This is a genomic window from Yersinia alsatica, from assembly GCF_025133195.1.
GTDB classification, from domain to species: domain Bacteria; phylum Pseudomonadota; class Gammaproteobacteria; order Enterobacterales; family Enterobacteriaceae; genus Yersinia; species Yersinia alsatica.
This window is the reverse complement of the sequence record NZ_CP104006.1, coordinates 4,370,400-4,392,545: the sequence shown is the minus strand read 5'-3', so window position 1 is coordinate 4,392,545 and position 22,146 is coordinate 4,370,400. Positions and strand designations below refer to the sequence as shown.

Here is a 22,146-nt window from a genome sequence, read left to right as displayed (position 1 = left end):
ATTGAGCAGTTACGATTTGCTGTTACTGATTCTATCGCACTGATTTCACACTGATATTGATAACAATGAGGGAATTTTAATGAGTCTTTTCATTTCCGATGCTGTCGCATCCGCTGGGGCTCCAGCTCAGAGCAGCCCGTACTCCCTGGTGATTATGCTGGTGGTATTTGGTCTGATTTTCTACTTCATGATCCTGCGTCCACAGCAAAAACGTGCCAAAGAACACAAAAAACTGATGGATTCTATTGGTAAAGGTGATGAAGTGCTGACCACTGGTGGTTTGCTTGGTCGTGTTACTAAAGTAGCGGAAACGGGTTATATCGTAATCGCACTGAACGACACCACTGAAGTGATGATCAAACGTGACTTCGTTGCTGCCGTTTTACCGAAAGGTACAATGAAAGCTCTGTAATTTTCGATTTTCCCGAAGGGAATTGCCGTGTTAAACCGTTATCCTTTGTGGAAGTATCTGATGTTGATCGTTGTGATCTTCGTCGGTCTGCTATATGCACTTCCCAACCTTTATGGTGAGGATCCGGCTGTTCAAATCACTGGTGCGCGAGGAATCGCCGCCAGTGAAACAACGCTGGTCCAAGTCCGTGACGTTTTAGAAAAAGACAACATAGCGAGCAAGTCTATTGCGCTGGAAAACGGTGCAATCTTGGCTCGCTTTAGAGATCCTGACGTCCAGCTGCGCGCCCGTGAGGCACTGATGGCTGCGATGGGGGACCAATACGTAATCGCCTTGAACCTGGCTCCAGCAACGCCTTCTTGGCTTGCTAGATTAGGCGCAGAGCCGATGAAACTTGGGCTTGACCTGCGTGGTGGTGTGCACTTCCTGATGGAAGTGGATATGGATACCGCACTTAGCAAGCTGCAAGAGCAAACGATGGATACCCTGCGCACCGATTTGCGTGAGAAAAATATCCCGTATGCCACTGTACGTAAACTCGACAACTATGGTGTTGAAGTGCGTTTCCGCGATGATCAAACGCGCGATGACGCTATCAGCTACCTCTCTTCTCGCCACCGTGATCTGGTGATTGGCTCCAATGGCAGCAATACATTAAAAGCTGTGATGAGCGATGACCGTCTGCGTGAAGCGCGTGAATATGCTGTTCAGCAAAACATTACTATTCTGCGTAACCGGGTTAACCAATTAGGTGTAGCCGAGCCGTTGGTTCAGCGCCAAGGTTCAGATCGTATTGTGGTTGAATTACCGGGTATTCAAGATACCGCTCGTGCTAAAGAAATTCTTGGTGCGACTGCAACTCTAGAATTCCGTCTGGTAAACAGCAATGTTGATGCCTCTGTGGCGGCTTCCGGTCGTGTGCCGGGTGACTCTGAAGTCAAAAATACCCGTGAAGGTCGTCCGGTTGTCTTGTACAAGCGCGTGATCCTGACTGGTGACCATATTACCGACTCAACTTCCAGCACCGACGAATATAACCAAGCTCAGGTTAATATTTCGCTCGACAGTGCCGGTGGTTCATTGATGTCTAATTTTACCAAAGACAATATCGGCAAGCCGATGGCGACTTTGTTCGTAGAATATAAAGACAGCGGTAAGAAAGATGCCAATGGCCGGGCGATTCTGGTTAAGCAAGAAGAAGTTATCAACGTCGCGACTATTCAGTCTCGCTTAGGTAACAGTTTCCGCATTACTGGTATTGATAACCCAGCTGAAGCTCGTCAGCTTTCCCTGTTGCTGCGTGCTGGTGCATTGATTGCACCAATCCAGATCGTGGAAGAGCGTACCATCGGGCCAACTTTGGGTTCACAGAACATTGCTCAAGGTTTGGAAGCTTGCTTGTGGGGCTTGGCGGTTTCTATCCTGTTTATGGTGATTTACTACCGTAAGTTTGGTGTGATTGCCAGTACTGCATTGTTGGCTAACCTCGTGTTGATCGTGGGTGTGATGTCCCTGTTACCGGGGGCGACATTAACCATGCCGGGTATTGCCGGGATCGTATTGACGCTGGCGGTAGCAGTTGATGCTAACGTACTGATTAACGAGCGAATAAAAGAAGAGTACAGGAACGGGCGGACGATACAGCAAGCGATTCATGAAGGGTACAAAGGTGCCTTCTCAAGTATCGTCGATGCAAACGTAACGACACTTATCACAGCAATCATTCTTTATGCTGTGGGTACCGGTTCGATTAAAGGCTTTGCTATTACAACGGCAATCGGTGTTGTAACGTCAATGTTCACCGCAATAGTCGGTACTCGTGCCATCGTCAACCTGCTTTACGGCGGCAAGCGCATTAACAAGCTGTCTATTTGAGGAGTACGTTGTGGCACAGGATTATACTGTTGAACAACTGAACTATGGCCGTAAAGTCTATGACTTTATGCGCTGGGATTACGTTGCTTTCGGCATCTCACTGCTGTTGTTAGTGGCATCCATTGTGGTGATGTCTACTAAAGGGTTTAACTGGGGTCTGGATTTCACCGGTGGTACGGTGATTGAAATTAACCTGGAGAAACCTGCGGATCTGGATCAACTGCGTGACACTCTGGAAGCAGCGGGCTTTGAATCGCCAATCCTGCAAAACTTTGGTAGCACTCGAGATGTAATGGTACGTATGCCACCTGCAACCGGGACTGCCGGGCAGGAGCTGGGTAACAAAGTCATCTCAGTCATCAATGAGTCAGTTGATAAGAATGCATCAGTAAAACGCATCGAATTCGTCGGGCCAAGCGTGGGCAGTGATTTAGCTCAAGCGGGTGGTATGGCGCTGTTAGTCGCGTTGCTCTGTATTCTGGTTTATGTTGGTTTCCGTTTTGAATGGCGTTTGGCGCTGGGGGCGGTTATCGCTCTGGCACATGACGTGGTCATTACCATGGGGATCTTGTCGTTATTCCATATTGAGATTGACCTAACCATCATCGCTTCATTGATGTCGGTTATTGGTTACTCACTTAACGACAGTATCGTGGTCTCGGACCGTATTCGTGAGAACTTCCGCAAGATTCGCCGCGGTACGCCTTATGAAATCATGAACGTGTCCCTGACCCAGACTTTAAGCCGTACTATCATGACATCTGCAACCACGCTGATGGTGGTATTGATGCTGTTTATCTTCGGTGGTGCGATGCTGCAAGGCTTCTCACTGACGATGCTGATCGGTGTTTCCATCGGTACTGTTTCATCCATCTACGTAGCGTCTGCGCTGGCGTTGAAGCTGGGTATGAAACGTGAGCATATGTTGCAGCAGAAAGTTGAGAAAGAAGGTGCTGATCAGCCTTCAATTCTGCCGTGATAGCTTAGTCTAAGGTAAGCCCTGATACCGCGATTGTGGCATCAGGGCTTTTTTTTGCCGCTACATTTGTCATTTTCCCTGCCACTCTCCCGCAGTAACAAGACTCGTATTACTTTATCTTGATTTTTGACTCTTAAAGTTTGTTTAAACTTATTTTGATGGCATTGAGGCAAACCATCCTCCTAGTGGTCGTATTTTTTAAAATCATAAATATAAATTTTTAATGAAAATAAAAGATCAAATAACACTGTTTTATAAAATAGTGCTTTGATTTGATAGTTATCACATTAGTCAGGCGCTATCGTTATTTTTTTTGAAGTCAATACTTCAATTTTTTCTTGTTAGGGGGTTTAATGCGAACATCATCAATTAATTCAAGTGATAGTATTCATGTTGATTATATTATGTCAGAGTCAGAAGGACAGGATTGCAATAATATATTTAATGAAATAAAGATAAAAATAGTTAATAGTTTATACATCGAAAAAGAAAAATATCCCTATTTTTTTGAAAGTATTAAAAATAGCTCTTCTTTAAATGATCTAATAAATAGCATCAATGTTTATCTTGAGGGGAATAAAAGTAAAAATGGCTGTTCATCTTTCATTGAGATGATTCGGCAGGATGAATTTTCAAAAATTAATGAGAAATATGAAATAAAAGAAATTCACGGTCACTTCTATCCAATACCTTGGAGTAATAAAGGTGCAGGAGAAGTAAGTTCAGTGAATGAGTCGACTAATCCATTTGATGAAATACCCCCAGAGGTTGAAAGATTGCTTGAGTTGTACCGGACTAACGTCATCGGAAAGTATAAAGGGGGAAAAGATATTGAATTGGGAAGTGATATTTTAACTGTAGAAGGACTTTGTCATGAAATTAATAAAGTCTATGGCCGTATAAATTCTAAAACACGTAGTAATCTTAAACCTATATTAATTGATTTCGCTAAACATGACGATGTTAGGGACGTCATAGGAACGCAGAAAAAAAATAGTTTTTTCTACCAGCTAATTGATAAAGAACACCAGATTATAAACGAAATAAATGACAAATGTTTTACTCAAGATAATATTCATTATTTCAACTCGCAACCAACAGTTGCTAGAACCGAGCCCATATATTTAAAGCCAGATGAATTAACAGCCTCCACTGTGCCCAATCAACGGCAAGTTGCAGTAAGGCCTAGTGAAGCTCATGGCAATCCTTTTTTAGCTCCTGAACCGAAGATTGAACAACTAATAAATCTGTATAACGAGAAAGTTGTTAATGCCTATAACGGTAAGAAAGATATTACTCTAGCAGGAAGTATCGACACAATAGAGCGTTTTTGCCAAGAAGTTAATAGAATAAAAAATAGTACTAGCCAGTCACCGCAAAGTTCACGATTTAACTTATTAGTTGATTTCTTTAAAAATAAAGAAGCCGAAGATCTGTTTGGAAAAATGCGTGGTTACCCAGAGGATTTTTATGTTAAAGGCAGCGAGGTAACTTGTGACAATGGGCTGTTACTTCAGAAAATACTCAATGAATATGTAAATGGCCCAGATAAAAATAAATCTCTACTACAACCAGAGCATTATAAGAAAATAAAATCTGATTTGAGAAACTTAACCCCCAGGAGCACTGCATCAATTGAATTGGAGAGTAATGGGAATATTATTATCAGAAATTTTCCTGAGAGTAACGAAAAGATAGCATTAATGCTGACTGAACTGCTAAAGAAGCACAAGTCGAATGGATCATTTAGTGAAAAGATAGCTGAGTATTTGAAAGTGTCTCGTCTTGGCGCACACATGCAATTACAGCCATTATTAAATGGGGATAATGTGCATGTGGCTTTAAATCAAGATACAGAGGAGTCGATAAGAGATAAAATAACGCATTTAAGTGACTTAATGGATTTTATTGGCAAGCATCTAAAATATGTTAATACTCAATTAAATGACTTTCCTGCATTACCGGCTAAAGGTATTTCCCTTAAAGAATTGCAAGAGTACTATTTCGACCAAGCTCTTGCTTTTGATATTCATCCCTCCCTGTACACCGAACCACAGGGAATGTTTATTTCAGCTAAGCGGTGGTTAAATGTTAAATGGGGGAACATCATTGGAAATGTAACTACGAAGACTTATTTGGGTGGGGAAAATGATAAACCCATAGATACGATAAGAAAGTTAAGAGAGATACTCAATAGAAATTTAAACAATCAAAACTATGAAAAAACTGTTTTAAATAACTATAAATACCAAGTAATTAACGAGGGACTTAACCGAATAGAAAAACAGGCTGAAACATTAGATTATTTAATATCAAATCGTCTGCTCTCGGTAGATATGGCCAAAAAAGTGACTTTTGCCTTTTGCTATTCAGTGGCATCGGAATGTGTTGATCTTAAGCAACAATCAAAATCAATCAATTTTAATAAATTCTTAACCAGAGTTAAGGTTGTTGCTCCTTTAGCTGCGGTGCTTTCTGTGGGGGTGCTGGTTGCCGGTATTGGCGGTGCGGCTTTGGCCCCGGTACTTGCTATCGGAATCTGTTGTGTCGGTATCTTCTATCTCTTTATAAAGTGTAAACCCAAGTTGGAAAAAAGTGAGATGAGCAAACAACTGACTGATGCGATGTCAGGCTTGGTTTACCAAAAAGACTTTTACCTAGATAGCCACGATGTCAGTTGGGGAGAAGCATGGAAATATCGTAAAGGTGCGATTAAATCTTGGTGGTCTGGGGAGCAGGCAGCTGCGCCAACCCTATCTGAACCGTCAAATAGCGCTTTGATACACAACACTGACTGATCCGGCCTTTGTTGTCGCGGCAGTTCGCGGTAAACTGTGGCTAAGTTTAAGCTCACCAATCAGGAAGCGCTATGCATTGCCCGTTTTGTGCCGCTGTGGATACCAAAGTCATTGACTCCCGTCTGGTGAGCGATGGTTCGCAAGTGCGCCGTCGCCGCCAGTGTTTAGATTGTAATGAACGCTTTACCACTTTTGAAGTGGCTGAATTGGTGCTCCCGCGCGTCATTAAAAGTGATGATGTGCGCGAGCCATTCAATGAAGATAAATTACGGCGCGGGATGCTAAAAGCATTAGAAAAACGGCCCGTCAGTTCTGATGATGTCGAAACCGCCATCAGCCATATTAAATCCCAACTGCGCGCCACTGGCGAACGCGAAGTCCCGACCAAAATGGTGGGTAACTTGGTGATGGAAGCATTGAAACGCTTAGATAAAGTTGCCTATATCCGCTTTGCCTCGGTCTATCGCAGCTTTGAAGATATTCGCGAATTCGGTGAAGAGATTGCCCGTTTGCAGGATTAGTCGGCGTATCAGTAAAGCTTTTAGCACAGTATTGCAGCATAAAAAGTAAGGAAAACCATGCAGCCCGATGAGTTCTATATGGCCCGCGCCTTTGAATTGGCGCGGTTGGGGCGTTTTACTACGTCGCCTAACCCTAATGTCGGGTGTGTTCTGGTGCGCGATGGCGAGATTGTTGGCGAAGGTTATCACCTACGTGCCGGAGAACCCCATGCGGAAGTCCATGCGCTGCGTATGGCGGGTGAGAAAGCACGGGGAGCTACAGCCTATGTCACCCTTGAACCCTGTAGCCATCATGGGCGCACGCCGCCTTGTGCCGATGCACTGGTGGCGGCAGGAGTGGTTCGTGTGGTCGCGGCCATGCAAGACCCCAATCCTCAGGTTGCCGGGCGTGGATTATATAAGCTAAAGCAAGCAGGGATTGCAGTTGATCACGGTCTGATGCTGGCTGAAGCCGAAGCCGTTAATCTTGGTTTCCTGAAACGGATGCGCACCGGTTTTCCCTATTTGCAATTGAAAATGGCGGCATCGCTGGATGGTCGTACGGCGATGGCCTCGGGTGAAAGCCAGTGGATTACTTCGCCACAGGCGCGCCAAGATGTGCAGCGTTTTCGTGCCGAAAGCTCGGCGATCCTCAGTACCAGCGCCACTGTTCTGGCTGATGATCCTTCTCTGACGGTACGCTGGCAGGAGCTAGATGCTGAGACTCAAGCGCGGTATTCCCAAGATACCTTGCGCCAGCCGACCCGTATTATTCTTGATAGCCATAACCGTGTGACGCCCGAGCACCAAGTTATACAGCAAGAGGGTGCATGCTGGTTGGCTCGGGTTGAGGCGGATGAACAGCCATGGCCTGCCAACGTCGAGCAACTTTTGTTACCTCGTCATGGCAATGGCGTGGATTTGGTTTTATTGATGATGCAACTGGGTAAACGGCAAATTAACTCGGTGTGGGTTGAAGCTGGGCCGCAATTGGCCGGGGCATTGTTGCAGGCGGGTGTGGTTGATGAGTTGATTCTTTATATCGCGCCAAAACTATTAGGCAGCGATGCTCGTGGCTTGTGCCAGTTAGCAGGATTAACCCATTTATCGCAAGCCCCAGAATTTGAATTCAGTGATGTGCGTCGGGTGGGGCCAGATCTCCGCTTGCGTTTGAAACCGAAGTATTAATGACATTATTCGGCTGAGATCCCCAAAGCCCAATCACAGCCTTGCCCGCGTTTTACAAATGCGCAGGGGCGGGGCACGAAAGAATATGATAGAATCCGCCCCCCTGCGGGGTATGAACCCATATTGAGGAAAGCTATGAACGTTATCGAAGGTGTTGTTGCTACTCCTAATGCCCGCGTGGCGATTGCAATTGCGCGTTTTAACAACTTTATCAACGACAGCCTGCTGGAGGGTGCCATTGATGCCCTTAAGCGCATTGGCCAAGTCTCGGACGACAACATTACTGTTGTTTGGGTGCCGGGTGCCTATGAGTTGCCGCTGGTTGCCAATGTGTTAGCAAAAACAAATCGTTACGATGCGGTAATTGCGCTAGGTACAGTTATCCGTGGGGGCACTGCGCACTTTGAGTATGTTGCTGGTGAAGCAAGTTCTGGTCTATCAAGTGTTGCCATGAACAGTGATATCCCAGTCGCTTTCGGTGTGCTGACCACAGAGAGTATTGAGCAAGCAATTGAGCGTGCCGGTACTAAAGCGGGTAATAAAGGTGCAGAAGCTGCCCTGACCGCGCTTGAAATGATTAATGTAATCAAAGCTATTAAAGGCTGAATTTAGTTAAGTTAAGGGGAATTCCGTGAAACCTGCTGCTCGTCGCCGCGCTCGTGAGTGCGCTGTTCAAGCGCTTTACTCTTGGCAGTTGTCTAAAAACGACATCGCTGATGTTGAATTACAGTTCCTGTCGGAGCAGGATGTCAAAGACGTAGACATCGCCTATTTTCGCGAATTGCTGTCTGGGGTTGCTGTTAATGCTGCATCTCTGGATGCGTTGATGGCGCCAGTTCTTTCCCGCCAGCTCGAAGAATTAGGCCAGGTTGAAAGAGCGGTTCTGCGTATTGCTCTGTTTGAACTGAGTAAACGCAATGATGTCCCTTATAAAGTGGCAATCAATGAAGCGATCGAACTCGCCAAAACTTTCGGTGCGGAAGATAGCCATAAGTTCGTCAACGGAGTGCTCGATAAGATAGCTCCGATGGTACGTAAGAAAAAATAATCTTGTTATACACCTTGGTACTTGAAGCTACAGGACTATTAGCTCCCTGCAACTTGAAGCTATTTGGGCTATACCTGAAGTAGTTTGAATTAAGGCCGGTTTCCGGCCTTAATCATGTATCGGCAAACATTTCTGGAATTGTATTATGGCATGTGGCGAATTTGACCTCATTGCCCGCTACTTTGACCGGTTCAGAAGTAATCGCCGGGATGTAGAGTTGGGTATTGGAGATGACTGCGCACTTCTTACAGTGGCAGATAAACAGCTGTTGGCCATCAGTACAGATACACTGGTGTCCGGTATTCATTTCCTTCCGGATATTGATCCGGCTGATCTTGGTTACAAATCTTTAGCGGTAAACCTTAGCGATTTAGCTGCAATGGGTGCCGATCCTGCTTGGTTATCTCTCGCACTGACTCTCCCTAATGTTAATGAAGATTGGTTGCAAAAATTCAGCGATAGCTTGTTTGATCAATTGAATTATTACGGTATGCAATTGATTGGTGGCGATACCACGCGTGGGCCACTGAGTCTGACATTAACTATTCAGGGCTTAGTACCAGAAGGGCGGGCATTGACTCGTGCAGGGGCGCGGATTGGTGACTGGATTTATGTCACCGGCACCCTGGGGGACAGCGCTGCTGGTTTAGCTATCTTGCAAGATGAACTGCGGGTTGATAATGAATCAGACCGTGCGGCGTTAATTCATCGCCATTTACGACCACAGCCACGCATATTGCAGGGGCAAGCATTACGTGATCTTGCCAGTTCCGCGATTGATATTTCGGACGGGCTGATTTCTGATCTGCAACACATTTTGAAAGTCAGTCATTGCGGGGCACGCATTGAACTGGATGAATTACCCTATTCTGATGCATTAACACGGCAGGTGGATGCTGAACAAGCCCTGCGCTGGGCATTGAGTGGCGGTGAAGATTATGAACTGTGCTTCACTGTACCGGAGATAAACCGCGGTGCTCTGGAAGTCGCACTGAGTAACACCGGCGCTGGTTATACTTGTATTGGCCAGATTGGCCCGCAGTCGGAAGGGCTCAAGTTTTTCCGCGAAGGTAAAGCTGTTGAGTTGGATTTTCAGGGTTTTGACCATTTCTCAGTAGGTAAATCCCATGGATGAAGCCAAACGTCGTCTGCGGCTATCTAACCCCTGGCACTTGTTGGCAACCGGCTTTGGCAGCGGGTTGTCTCCGTGGGCTCCGGGCACCATGGGGTCGATTGCTGCTATCCCATTCTGGCTGTTATTAATTCAGTTACCTTGGCAAGTTTATTCTCTGGCAGTGATGTTTAGCATCTGTATCGGTGTCTATATCTGTCATCGTACTGCCAAAGATATGCGAGTTCATGACCACGGCAGCATCGTGTGGGATGAATTTGTCGGAATGTGGATTACCTTGATGGCCTTGCCAGTGAATGATTGGCAATGGGTCGCCGCCGGTTTTGTGGCATTCCGTATTTTTGATATCTGGAAGCCTTGGCCGATTCGCTGGTTTGACCGCAATGTCCATGGCGGCATGGGGATAATGATTGATGATATTATCGCTGGTGTAATTGCTGCCGCGATTATTTTTGTTATTGGGCATTATTGGCCAATAGATTTGTTTTACTGATACCCGTCATCTTTCAAGTTACAGGTGTGTTGGCTGCGCTTAATAACCCGAATCACTTACTGATGTCAGCTCATCGGGATTATCTCGCTTGCCGCCTTCCTGTACCTTGAAATCTATAGGGTATCTGTGCGGCCATCTTTCAAGTTGCAGGTGTGTTGGCTGCGCTTAATAACCCGAATCACTGACTGATGTAAGCTCATCGGGACTATCTCGCTTGCCGCCTTCCTGTACCTTGAAATCTATAGGGTATCTGTGCGGCCATCTTTCAAGTTGCAGGTGTGTTGGCTGCGCTTAATAACCCGAATCACTGACTGATGTAAGCTCATCAGGATTATCTCGCTTACCATCTTCCAAGTTGCAGGGGGAGTTGGCGGTGCTGAATAGAATAAAGGCATAACCGCGTGGTTATGCCTTAAATTGAGTTATCACGCCAGCCATGCTTCAATCTGGCGCTGTATACCTGCGGCATCCAAACCAAATTCAGCCCGCATTTCATCTTGTTCACCTTGCGGAATAAAGTGGTCAGGTAAACCAAGGTTGAGCACTGGGACTAACTGCCGTTTAGCCATCAGCAACTCATTCACACCACTGCCCGCACCGCCCATAATGGCATTTTCTTCCAGCGTGACTAATACTTCGTGGCTGGCTGCCATCTCCAATATTAGCTCTTCATCCAATGGTTTGACGAAACGCATATCTACCAACGTGGCATTAAGGTTATCGGCGACAATCTGTGCTTGGGCCAATAACGTACCGAAGCACAAAATGGCAACTTTTTCACCTTCACGGCGCACAATTCCTTTACCGATAGGCAAGATCTCTAATGGCTCCAGTACTGCCCCGGTGCCATTGCCTCGTGGGTAGCGCACTGCTGCTGGCCCATTGTGGTGATAACCGGTGTGTAGCATTTGGCGGCATTCGTTCTCATCACTTGGAGTCATGATGACCATATTAGGAATGCAGCGCATGAATGAAAGATCGAACGCGCCCTGATGGGTTTGACCATCGGCACCCACCAAACCACCACGGTCAATAGCGAATAATACCGGCAGATTCTGGATGGCAACATCATGAATCAACTGGTCGTAAGCTCGCTGTAGGAAAGTCGAATAGATCGCCACGACAGGTTTATAGCCACCAATAGCCAAGCCTGCTGCAAAAGTGACAGCGTGCTGTTCCGCTATCGCAACATCAAAATACTGCTGCGGGTATTCGCGCGAGAAGCGCACCATACCGGAACCTTCGCGCATGGCCGGGGTAACGGCCATTAATTGACTGTCTTTAGCGGCAGTTTCACATAACCATTCACCAAAAATTTTGGAGTAAGTCGGCAAGCTGCCCTGACTCTTCGGTAATGTGCCGGAGGCCGGATCAAATTTAGGCACCGCATGCCAGCCGATCGGATCTTTTTCTGCCGGGGCGTAGCCTTTGCCCTTTTTGGTCATGATATGCAACAGTTGCGGGCCTTTCAGGTCGCGCATATTTTTCAATGTTTGCGTCAATGCCTGCACATCGTGACCATCAATCGGGCCAATATAATTGAAACCCAACTCTTCAAATAAGGTGCTAGGCACGACCATGCCTTTAAGGTGTTCTTCAGTACGTTTCAGCAAATCTTTAATTGGCGGTAAACCGGAGAATGCTTTTTTACCCCCTTCACGCAGGCTAGCGTAGAGCTTGCCAGATAATAACTGAGCCAAATGGTTGTTCAGGCCGCCTACGTTTTCTGATATAGACATTTCGTTATCATTGAGGATAACCAGCATGTCAGAATGAATATCACCGGCATGATTCATCGCCTCGAAAGCCATACCGGCAGTAATCGCCCCGTCACCAATGACACACACGGTACGCCGCCCTTTACCTTCACGTTCAGCAGCAACCGCCATCCCCAAACCCGCACTGATGGAGGTTGAGGAGTGACCGACAGAAAGCACGTCATATTCACTTTCACCGCGCCACGGGAAAGGATGCAAACCATCTTTTTGGCGAATAGTGCCAATTTGCTCGCGGCGACCCGTCAATATTTTGTGCGGATAAGCCTGATGGCCCACGTCCCACACCAGATGATCAAATGGGGTGTTGTAGACGTAATGCAACGCGACAGTGAGCTCGACCACACCTAGCCCGGAGGCAAAATGCCCACTGGATCGGCTGACAGAGGCGAGCAAATACTGCCGGAGTTCATCACATAACTTCGGCAGACTTTCTTTCGGCAACATGCGCAGTTCTTCAGGATTCTCCGCAAGTGCCAATGTCGGGTATTTGGCTATATCAAGACTCATTCGATGCTCATATCAAAAATGGTAAGTAGGCATTCACGGACTGCCAGTATATTTCTAGTTATCGCGCTCAATAATAAAACAGGCTAACGCCTGCAACGGCGCTATGTTATAGGATTGCTCTGACAACGCATTCAGGGCGCTAATGGCTTCCTGATAAAGATCCATGGCTTTAGCTTTGGCGCAATCCAATCCCAAAAGTGCGGGATAGGTACTTTTTCCCAGTTGCTGATCTGAACCCTGGCGTTTACCAATTGTAGCGGTATCGCCGATAACATCTAAAATATCGTCCTGTACCTGAAAGGCCAGACCGATGGCATCAGCGTAACAGTCAAGCAATGGCAATGCTTCACGCCCAGGAGTTCCTGCAGCCAGTGCGCCAAGGCGAACAGCGGCGCGGATCAACGCACCGGTTTTGTGGCGGTGGATCTGCTCGAGATCAGCCAGTGAAATTTGGCGTGCCTCGGCTTCCAAATCCAATGCCTGACCGCCACACATCCCGGCGACACCACTGGCATAGGCTAATTCGGCAATCATCGACAAGCGATCTTTATCTGCCACGTCGGGCATTGGGGCTTCTGACAGTATAGAGAAAGCCAAAGTTTGTAGCGCGTCACCCGCCAAAATGGCATTGGCTTCGCCAAACTTCACATGGCAAGTTGGCTGCCCACGACGTAAATCGTCGTCATCCATTGCCGGCAAATCATCATGCATTAATGAATAAGCATGGATACATTCAATTGCCGCTGCTGGAGCATCCAAATTAGCCAGCGACAAACCAAACATTTGGCCGGTGGCATAAACCAGATACGGGCGTAGCCGTTTACCGCCGAGCACAGCACCATAGCGCATGGCTTTGACTAAATCACTGTTCCCAAAGGGAAGGGGGGCGATAAAGTCCAGTATGGCCTGATTAACTCGTTGCTGGTGTGCAGTAAGTTGCTGGCTGAAATCAACAGTTGAGTGGGCGTTAGACATAAGGCTACTCAGCATCCGGAGTAAAAGGAACTAATGGGGCGTCGGCATCATCACTCAGAAGAACTTGAACACGCTGTTCGGCTTGCAGCAAGGTTTGTTGCCCAAGGCGTGCCAACTGTACACCGCGCTCAAACTCGTTTAATGCTTCTTCCAGCGGGAGTTCACCTGACTCCAGGCGAGTAACAATTTGTTCCAGTTCACTGAGCGATGTCTCAAAACTGGCGGCTTTGGTTTCGGGTGATGCGGCTTTTTTCGGCATAGTTTTTATTTGACTCGATATCTTTTATGAAACGTAACCTTGATGGCGCGTAATGTCTTCCTGCTTGCTGAAAGCAACTTTTCAGGTCTGAAACTTATTACCGGCTATTCTAGCGGATAATGCAGGGGAAATCGTGGCGTTTAAGTCTGGTTTTTAGTACGCAGCGGCACCTCATATAGTGATATACTCCACGGCTTGCATGTTTTCGCTAACACCTTTGACTGTTGCTAATCGATAGCGACGCCATCACTCCATAACCAGACAACTAAAGACCGCCATGAAGTTTATCATTAAATTGTTCCCAGAAATCACCATCAAGAGTCAATCTGTGCGATTGCGCTTCATTAAGATCCTCACAACCAACATTCGCAACGTACTGAAAAACCTTGAGGATGACACCCTTGCGGTGGTCCGTCATTGGGATCATATTGAAATCCGCACCAAAGATGACAATCTTGGCCCACAGATTTGTGATGCGCTGACCCGCGTGCCGGGGATTCACCATATTCTCGAAGTGGAAGATCGCAGCTACACCGATATGCACAATATTTTTGAGCAAACGCTGGAAGCTTACCGTGAAACACTGGTCGGGAAAACTTTCTGTGTGCGTGTGAAACGCCGTGGTAAACATGAGTTTTCTTCTGGCGATGTTGAGCGATATGTCGGTGGCGGCCTGAATCAACATATTGAAAGTGCCAAAGTTAAACTGAACCACCCACAAGTGACCGTTCATCTGGAAATTGATCAAGATAAACTGACACTGATCAAAGCTCGCCATGAAGGGTTAGGTGGCTTCCCGATCGGCACGCAAGAAGATGTTTTATCTCTGATTTCCGGTGGTTTTGACTCCGGTGTCTCCAGCTATATGCTGATGCGTCGTGGTTGCCGCGTGCACTATTGCTTCTTCAATCTTGGTGGCTCCGCCCATGAAATTGGCGTGAAGCAAGTGGCGCATTATCTGTGGAATCGTTTTGGTAGCTCCCATCGAGTGCGTTTTGTTGCCATTGATTTTGAGCCAGTGGTTGGCGAGATCCTTGAGAAAGTCGAAGACGGCCAGATGGGCGTGGTCTTGAAACGCATGATGGTGCGTGCAGCGTCTCAGGTTGCTGAGCGCTATGGTGTGCAGGCTTTGGTTACTGGTGAAGCTCTGGGGCAGGTTTCCAGTCAGACACTGACTAATTTGCGCTTAATTGATAATGCTTCTGACACCCTGATTCTGCGCCCACTTATTTCGCATGATAAAGAACACATTATTAATTTGGCGCGGGAAATTGGTACCGAAGATTTTGCGAAAACCATGCCAGAATATTGTGGCGTGATCTCAAAAAGCCCGACGGTGAAGGCGGTTAAGGCCAAAATTGAAGAAGAGGAATCTCATTTTGATTTCTCTATTCTGGACCGCGTGGTCAGTGAAGCTAAAAACGTCGATATTCGTGAAATCGCTGAGCAAAGCCGCGAGCAAGTCATTGAAGTTGAAACGGTTGCAGAGTTGGCAGATACCGATGTGCTACTGGATATCCGTGCACCCGATGAACAAGATGAAAAGCCGCTGAAATTAGACCGTGTTGAAGTTCGCCCTTTGCCTTTCTATAAACTGAGCACGCAATTTGCCGATTTGGATCAGAGCAAGACTTACCTGCTGTATTGCGATCGCGGGGTGATGAGCCGTTTGCAGGCACTGTATCTGCGCGAGCAAGGGTATTCTAACGTGAAAGTCTATCGCCCTTAGTTTTTGAGTTGTTGACGGCTACTGCGCTTTGCCATTCAGGGATTGCGCAGTGCTCGCGGCTGTCATGTACATTCCGTTGGGCGTACCCAGACTGACTTCGCTCGCTACGCCTCTTAGGGGAACGCTAGGGATAAAGTGAATCGATACTGTCCCGCCTTCAAGCCCTAATCCTAATAACGGTAATCTTTTTTATCGATGCCATATTTTTTCATCCGCAAATAGAGTTTCTTACGTGGCACCTGCAAATACTCCGCGACATCGTTAATCCGCCCTTGATGAATATTTAGCGCCTCATTAATAATCCGACACTCATACTGTTCAATTCGCTCATCCAGAGGGGTGCAGTCGGTATCATTAGCCAGTTCTCCCGCGGTATCCGCCAGTGGCATAACGCCGACGGCAAATAATTCAGCTGCATTAAGTAATTCGCGGATATTGCCCGGCCAAGGACGACGGCATAAGCTCTTCACGAAAGCGTCGGTGAGCTGAGGGCGTTGGCGGCTTAGTCGGGTGCAAGCATTTTCCAGATAATGGCGGAAGAGCACTTCAATATCACCTGGGCGTCGGGACAGCGGCAGGCACTCAATATGGCTCAGTGAGAAACGATAATAGAGCTCCGGTACCAATTGTTGCTGTGTGGCTAGCTGGGTTGCTGGGGTATGGCTCAAGGCAATCAGGCGGAAACAACAATCGTCTGGACTTTGCTGCTGAGCCAATGAACGTTGCTGTTGCTGGTTCAGTAACTCGATGTTTTTAATCACTAAAGTGCCGCCTGATGCCTGTGCTATCCAACTCTCCAGTTGTACACCCGCTTCACTGGCAGGGTCTGCTATCAGTAACGGCTTATCTCTACGGCGGCTCAATTGATGCAGATAACGTGCGGCCAGTGTGCGCCCGGTTCCCAGTTCACCATAGAAGAACACCGGCACATCCACATCGGCCAGCATCTGTAATCGTTCACGCAATTGCTTCACCCAACCACTGTTACCCAGTAAGTGCTCACTTAGCTGCTCACGCTGCCAGCAGCGCCGGGTAATCAGCGCATGGCGGTCAGCAAGTGCTTGATTCACCGTGAACAGTAGTTTTTCTGGATTAACCGGTTTTTCTAAAAAATCATATGCCCCTTTTTTAACCGCTTCGACCGCCATAGGAACATCGCCATGACCGGTTATCAGCAAGATGGGCAGGTGGCGATCTTGTTGCAGTAAGATTTCCAGCAGTGCCATTCCTGATAATCCAGGCATACAAACATCACTGATCACCATGCCGCGCCAGTCTGGCGGCACCATCTCTGCTGCGGCGGTGGGTGAGCTACAGGGATAAACTTGGTATCCCTCTTGCGTCAGCATGTGGTGATAAGCCTCCAGCACATCCGCGTCATCATCGATCAGTAGAATCTGATGCTCATGAGTTAATGGCGAGGGTTTGTCATTTGACATGGTCAAGGCTCCTGAATTGCAGGATCACCATGGCATGGCGATCCAATGTCGAGGCCAGCCGCAGCTCTCCACTGCACTGTTCCATAATTGACTGGCTAATGGATAATCCAATCCCCAGACCCACTTCCTTGCTGGTGGTAAAAGGTTGTAGCAAGCGATTAGCCAATGCGAGGGGCCAACCCTGACCATTATCACTGAGTATCAATAACAGGTAATCCGGCTGTTCATCCAAGCAGACGGTAATGACTGGGGCAGCTTGCGGGCTGGCTTCTAACGCATTGGTCAGTAGGTTCACCAGTACCTGTTGAATGCGAACTTCATCGCCATAGACCAGGGGAATACTCTCCGGGGCGATAAGGCGCGCATTGAGTGGCTGATGACGTAAGGCGAGTAAATCCCACGCATCATTCAGGCTGCGGTTAAGGTCGATCGGTTGTAATTTTTGGTCTGCATCGCTACGCCGTGAGAATTGACGTAATTGTTTGATGATATTGACGATCCGCAGATTAAGCCCCTGCATCTTGGCTAAATTACTCTGTAGCGTCTGCTTATCATCGCTTTGTAGCGCGCGTTCACTACTGAAAATATAAAGTGATAACGCATTGAGTGGCTGATTGATTTCATGGGCCAGAGTGGTCATGGTTTGCCCAACCACGGCCAGTTTTGCCGCCTGTATCAGCTCATCCTGAGCCGTGCGCAAATTATTCTCAATGACCATTCGTTCGCTGATTTCTTGTTTTAACTGATTTTTTTGCTGATTTATCTGGCCGATAGTCCGCCGCAGTAAACCGGCAATTCGCCCAAGCTCATCACCGCCGTAGACCGGGATAGTCGTGTCTAATTCTCCACATCCCAGGCGGGCGACGGATTGATTCAGTAGTGTGAAGCGCTTGATTAAGCGGGAGCGAATATAGAAATGATTAAGAATAAAGGCAAACAGCAGTGCCAGCAGGGTGGCAATAGCAATCAACAGGCCACTGATGCTCATGATATGTCCGAGCCGTTGATTAAATGTTTGTAATTCTTGATGGCTGCTACCGAGCTGGTTTTCTATTTGGGTACGAAACCGGCTGAGTGTCTGCTCCTTGGCGTCGATGGTTTGCTCCAGTAGCGCCAGTGCAGCCGCGCGCTCTTGCAAAATAGCCGGCATTTTCTTATCAGCGATACCGAGGCTGAGCAGTTCATCAATAGTCTGGCGCAAGGTAATGGTACTGGGGTGTTTGGCCAGCGACTGCATATTTGATTCAGCGGTTTGCTTGAGATAGCTGAGGTAACGAACGTGGTTATTCAGGCTATCAATATTTGTATTGTTCAGTTGCTCGCGCAGATCATCGACGATCTGTGTTTCGATATGTGCCAGTGCGTAGACCAATTGCAGCTCATCCTGCACGTTCCGCAGCGTTGTTTGCAGTTGTTGGCTTTTCGTCGAGCTGGTTTTCTGTGTGAGTTGATCAATTAATGAACCTTGCTGCCAACTGATATCTTGCGAAAGCGACGTCAGCTCATTATTAAAATCATCATGTAGCCAGTTAATCCGTGCGGCTATCTCGGTCACTTTTTCTTTTGCCAGAAAATTGCTGTACAGGGCGCTGTCCAACTGCGAAAGCAATTCGCGGCTGTGACGGAGAGTAATGGCCAGCTGTTGTTGATTCTCCGGCGTCAGGCGGTGACTGGCTTGCTCAATCGTATCCAAACGATGTGCAATTTGGTCACGCATCTGAATGCGGGCACTGGTGTTGGGCGCATGTTGGAATTCATTTAGTTCCTGAATAAGCGCATTAAGATTTTCTTCTAACTGAAACGATGCCTGAATTTTAGGGAAGTATTCATTCAGTGCATAACGGATTTGTTGGCGTTGTTCATTCCATGAATAGAGGCTGACGGCACTGACAAATAGGGTTAAGACGGCACCAAAGGCAAATGCCCAGCGCAGGATAGAACTGATGGTGATGCGCTGCCACAACAGGTTCATTTAAGCGACTCCAATTGTTGGATTGCCAAAAATTGTTGCTGCTGAAAGAACTGCTGCCACGCCATTAGCTCGGTTTCCTGTGAGTTATCAGCATTTTTAGGTTGGTTAAACAGTGAAAGATAGCGAGGATCAGTGGCCTGGCGCGCCGAAACGGGAATAGCTGTTAGCAAGGCGCGGATTTCAGGCAGTGGCCGCTTTAGGCGAGCTTCTGCACTGTGTAGTGCTTTCCAGGCATCCTGCAATTGATGTAACCGGAAGCTGATGGCGGTATCGAATAGCTGTTGCACCAACGGCTGACGCAACAAAATTTGCCGGTAGTCTAGCGGCGTTTGTTGCAATAAACGTTGCTGTTGTTTGGCGCGAGGGTCATTTTCTGGCAACGGAGTGACCGGATATTTACCCGTTGCGGTGTCGGACAGCGCTTGCTGCCCAATGTCACTGAGCAAGAAATGGATAAAGCGGGTGGCATCACTCTGATGCGCACTATTTTTAGTTATTGCGATAAAAGTCGGGGAAGCGCCACTTTGTGGAAAATAACTGAAAGTGAGTTGCGGGTCTTTTAACAGCAAGGTGGCATAGTTATCGATAATTGGCCCAGCGACACCTAATCCGGTTTTAATTTTATTCGAGACGCCAAAACTGCGCGATGAAATCGTCGCCAAATTCCCCGAAACCTCCAACAAAGTTGCCCAACCTTGCTCCCAGCCGCGCTCCTGAAATAAGGTTTCTATCATCAGATGATTAGTATCCGAACGAGAGGGGCTGCTCATCAAAATCATTCCCTGATAGCGGGCATCTTTCAGCCCTTCCCATGTCGTAGGCGTGGGTAAATGTTTCTCTTTTAATCGCGCACTGTTTGCCAAAATACCGTAGCCCGAAATTGCTACCGCAACAGTAGAGTTGCGGATAGATTCAGGAACTAACTGTTGCTGATTTTGCCGTGGCAGTGGTGGTAGAGGGTTTAATTGTTGGTGATCTTGCAAGTGCTGCATCAACATCGGTGACGATGTCAGTATTAAATCAATACTTTCTCCCATTGGGGTATCGAGTAGCCGTTCAAGTGAAGAACTGGTCCGATTAAGAGTGCGCACGGCAATAGATTGCGGCTGTTTTTGCCACTGAGAAATAATATGCGCAGTGGCTTCAGGGGAGAATGTCGTCGCAATAACCAGTTCATTCGCCATACTGACACACGTAAAACTGGCAGTGAAAATTATACTCAGCAGCAATGTAGTTAATGCTCGCATATATTTTATTTCCTCTGGCAATGTGTGACTAATATCAAAAAAACAATAAATAAACGTTATATCTTCTCAGGGGATATTGTTCTCGTTTGTCCCATTTTTATCTTTTTCGGACCAATAAAATAACAATAATGATAAATGAGTTAATTTTGACTCATAATTTCCCGCCCATTGTGTCGATATTGAAACATATTAGCACTGTTGCATCCATCAAGGCATCACTGCATGCTGGTCTGGCAACATAATGACGCAGTAGACCCAGTAATATCAACTGGTTTATGTCTGTGCTGCTGTCTGTTTATTTCGATGGTGATATTGCCACAAAAATAATTATTGGCCTCAATGCCAGGGTTTCTATTTTTCTAAAAGTTAATTTAATAATAAATCGGTAAGGTGAACTATGCTCTCATTTATGAAGCCTAAAGTCGCAACGCATAAAGTCCCCGATGATAAAGTTATTGCTACATATAATCGCTATCGGGTTCAGGCGCTGTTCAGTATATTTATTGGTTATCTTTCCTACTATATTGTGAGAAATAACTTCACACTCTCAACACCTTATTTAAAAGAGCAATTACATCTCAGTGCAACAGAAATAGGTTTGCTGAGTAGTTGTATGTTAATTGCTTATGGCATCAGCAAAGGCATCATGAGTAGTTTGGCGGATAAAGCCAATCCCAAAGTGTATATGGCGGTCGGGTTATTACTTTGTGCATTAGTTAACGTCGGGCTGGGGTTTAGCGGGGCATTTTGGTTATTCGCGGTCTTGGTCATTTTTAACGGCTTTTTCCAGGGCATGGGGGTAGGGCCATCTTTTATTACCATCGCCAATTGGTTCCCGCGCCGCGAACGTGGTCGGGTCGGGGCTATCTGGAATATTTCACATAACGTCGGGGGCGGTATTGTCGCGCCTATCGTCGGCGGGGCGTTTGCTATTTTAGGTGCTGAACATTGGCAAACCGCCAGCTACATTGTGCCGGCCGGTGTTGCGGTTGTGCTAGGTTCACTGGTTTTACTGCTGGGTAAAGGCTCGCCGGTAAGTGAGGGCTTACCTCCGCTACAAGAAATCATGCCTGAAGACTTGGTTGTGGAGCCGGTAAAAGCTGGGCAACAAGCACCAGAGAATATGTCAGCATTTCAGATTTTCTGTACTTACGTGTTGAAAAATAAGCATGCCTGGTATGTCTCATTTGTTGATGTCTTCGTCTATATGGTGCGCTTCGGCATGATTAGCTGGCTGCCTATTTATTTACTGACAGAAAAGCATTTCACCAAAGGAGAGATGAGCGTCGCTTTCTTATTCTTTGAGTGGGCGGCAATTCCTTCAACACTATTAGCTGGCTGGTTATCCGATAAGTTCTTCCGTGGACGCCGTATGCCTCTGGCGATGATCTGTATGGCAATGATATTTATCTGCTTGATTGGTTATTGGCAGTGCGATTCGTTGCTGATGGTCACTTTCTTTGCCGCTATCGTGGGTTGTTTAATCTACGTACCGCAATTCCTGGCTTCAGTGCAAACCATGGAGATTGTTCCAAGCTTTGCTGTGGGGTCCGCTGTCGGTTTGCGCGGTTTCATGAGCTATATTTTGGGGGCATCGTTAGGCACCAGTCTGTTTGGTATCATGGTTGACAGAGTGGGCTGGCACGGCGGTTTCTATTTACTGATGGGTGGGATTGTCTGCTGCATTATTTTCTGTTACCTGTCACACCGTGGGGTGTTGGAGCTGGAACGTGATCGTAAAAGTCAGCAGGCTCAAATAGGCAAAGAAGCATTAGCTTGATGTATTAGAGATAAAAAACCGCTCATTTTTAGTCA

18 protein-coding genes are annotated in these 22,146 nt (G+C 46.9%); 12 read left to right on the top strand and 6 right to left on the bottom strand.

Annotation, left to right across the window (positions count from 1 at the left end):
* The first annotated feature begins 79 nt into the window (after window positions 1-79).
* From yajC to pgpA, 10 genes are all read left to right on the top strand, one after another.
* Complete coding sequence (gene yajC, locus N0H69_RS19885) at window positions 80-412, top strand: preprotein translocase subunit YajC (RefSeq protein ID WP_005166605.1); 333 nt, start codon at window positions 80-82, stop codon at window positions 410-412.
* Between the two features lie 27 nt (window positions 413-439).
* Entirely contained in the window at window positions 440-2,287 is a 1,848-nt protein-coding gene (gene secD, locus N0H69_RS19880; protein ID WP_072077566.1) for a protein translocase subunit SecD, read from the top strand.
* Between the two features lie 10 nt (window positions 2,288-2,297).
* Window positions 2,298-3,266 carry a protein translocase subunit SecF gene (gene secF, locus N0H69_RS19875; RefSeq protein WP_050108980.1) on the top strand — a complete coding sequence of 323 codons (969 nt, stop codon included), beginning with the start codon at window positions 2,298-2,300 and terminating at the stop codon, window positions 3,264-3,266.
* 353 nt (window positions 3,267-3,619) lie between these two features.
* Complete coding sequence (locus N0H69_RS19870; protein ID WP_253272119.1) at window positions 3,620-6,064, top strand: MFS transporter permease; 2,445 nt, start codon at window positions 3,620-3,622, stop codon at window positions 6,062-6,064.
* Window positions 6,065-6,135: 71 nt separating this feature from the next.
* Complete coding sequence (gene nrdR, locus N0H69_RS19865) at window positions 6,136-6,585, top strand: transcriptional regulator NrdR (RefSeq protein ID WP_004707531.1); 450 nt, start codon at window positions 6,136-6,138, stop codon at window positions 6,583-6,585.
* Between the two features lie 57 nt (window positions 6,586-6,642).
* Entirely contained in the window at window positions 6,643-7,752 is a 1,110-nt protein-coding gene (ribD, locus tag N0H69_RS19860) for a bifunctional diaminohydroxyphosphoribosylaminopyrimidine deaminase/5-amino-6-(5-phosphoribosylamino)uracil reductase RibD (RefSeq protein WP_050108979.1), read from the top strand.
* Window positions 7,753-7,887: 135 nt separating this feature from the next.
* Window positions 7,888-8,358 carry a 6,7-dimethyl-8-ribityllumazine synthase gene (gene ribH / locus N0H69_RS19855; RefSeq protein ID WP_050108978.1) on the top strand — a complete coding sequence of 157 codons (471 nt, stop codon included), beginning with the start codon at window positions 7,888-7,890 and terminating at the stop codon, window positions 8,356-8,358.
* A gap of 25 nt (window positions 8,359-8,383) precedes the next feature.
* Window positions 8,384-8,800, top strand: coding sequence for a transcription antitermination factor NusB (gene nusB / locus N0H69_RS19850; protein ID WP_050108977.1), 417 nt, complete (start codon window positions 8,384-8,386; stop codon window positions 8,798-8,800).
* Window positions 8,801-8,945: 145 nt separating this feature from the next.
* Window positions 8,946-9,935: a thiamine-phosphate kinase gene (gene thiL / locus N0H69_RS19845; protein ID WP_050108976.1), complete on the top strand. Its 990-nt coding sequence runs from the start codon at window positions 8,946-8,948 to the stop codon at window positions 9,933-9,935.
* Window positions 9,928-10,425: a phosphatidylglycerophosphatase A gene (gene pgpA / locus N0H69_RS19840; RefSeq protein ID WP_050108975.1), complete on the top strand. Its 498-nt coding sequence runs from the start codon at window positions 9,928-9,930 to the stop codon at window positions 10,423-10,425. The genes thiL and pgpA overlap by 8 nt, the downstream gene beginning before the upstream one ends.
* 425 nt (window positions 10,426-10,850) lie before the next feature.
* Here the strand turns inward: pgpA and dxs are convergent, their stop codons facing one another.
* From dxs to xseB, 3 genes are read right to left on the bottom strand one after another with little or no spacing between them, the layout of a single operon-like run.
* Complete coding sequence (dxs, locus tag N0H69_RS19835) at window positions 10,851-12,710, bottom strand: 1-deoxy-D-xylulose-5-phosphate synthase (protein ID WP_050108974.1); 1,860 nt, start codon at window positions 12,708-12,710, stop codon at window positions 10,851-10,853.
* 54 nt (window positions 12,711-12,764) lie between these two features.
* A complete protein-coding gene (ispA, locus tag N0H69_RS19830; protein WP_050108973.1) occupies window positions 12,765-13,685 on the bottom strand; it encodes a (2E,6E)-farnesyl diphosphate synthase in 921 nt (306 codons plus the stop codon).
* Window positions 13,686-13,689: 4 nt separating this feature from the next.
* A complete protein-coding gene (gene xseB / locus N0H69_RS19825; RefSeq protein ID WP_050108972.1) occupies window positions 13,690-13,944 on the bottom strand; it encodes an exodeoxyribonuclease VII small subunit in 255 nt (84 codons plus the stop codon).
* Window positions 13,945-14,221: 277 nt separating this feature from the next.
* Between xseB and thiI the strand changes: the two genes are divergently transcribed.
* The gene (gene thiI, locus N0H69_RS19820; RefSeq protein ID WP_050108971.1) at window positions 14,222-15,673 is read left to right on the top strand and encodes a tRNA uracil 4-sulfurtransferase ThiI; all 1,452 of its coding nucleotides are present in this window, start codon (window positions 14,222-14,224) and stop codon (window positions 15,671-15,673) included.
* A gap of 170 nt (window positions 15,674-15,843) precedes the next feature.
* Here the strand turns inward: thiI and pgtA are convergent, their stop codons facing one another.
* From pgtA to N0H69_RS19805, 3 genes are read right to left on the bottom strand one after another with little or no spacing between them, the layout of a single operon-like run.
* Window positions 15,844-17,112 (bottom strand): two-component system response regulator PgtA, encoded by a 1,269-nt coding sequence (gene pgtA / locus N0H69_RS19815; protein ID WP_050144905.1) that lies wholly within the window; start codon window positions 17,110-17,112, stop codon window positions 15,844-15,846.
* Window positions 17,102-19,084 (bottom strand): two-component system sensor histidine kinase PgtB, encoded by a 1,983-nt coding sequence (gene pgtB, locus N0H69_RS19810; RefSeq protein ID WP_050151567.1) that lies wholly within the window; start codon window positions 19,082-19,084, stop codon window positions 17,102-17,104. Before pgtB ends, pgtA begins: the two co-directional genes overlap by 11 nt.
* Window positions 19,081-20,331 carry an ABC transporter substrate-binding protein gene (locus N0H69_RS19805; RefSeq protein WP_080994249.1) on the bottom strand — a complete coding sequence of 417 codons (1,251 nt, stop codon included), beginning with the start codon at window positions 20,329-20,331 and terminating at the stop codon, window positions 19,081-19,083. Before N0H69_RS19805 ends, pgtB begins: the two co-directional genes overlap by 4 nt.
* Window positions 20,332-20,728: 397 nt before the next feature.
* On the opposite strand from N0H69_RS19805, the gene pgtP reads away from it, so the two are divergent.
* On the top strand, window positions 20,729-22,111 hold the full coding sequence (gene pgtP / locus N0H69_RS19800; RefSeq protein WP_050108968.1) for a phosphoglycerate transporter PgtP: 1,383 nt from the start codon (window positions 20,729-20,731) through the stop codon (window positions 22,109-22,111).
* Window positions 22,112-22,146: the final 35 nt, after the last annotated feature.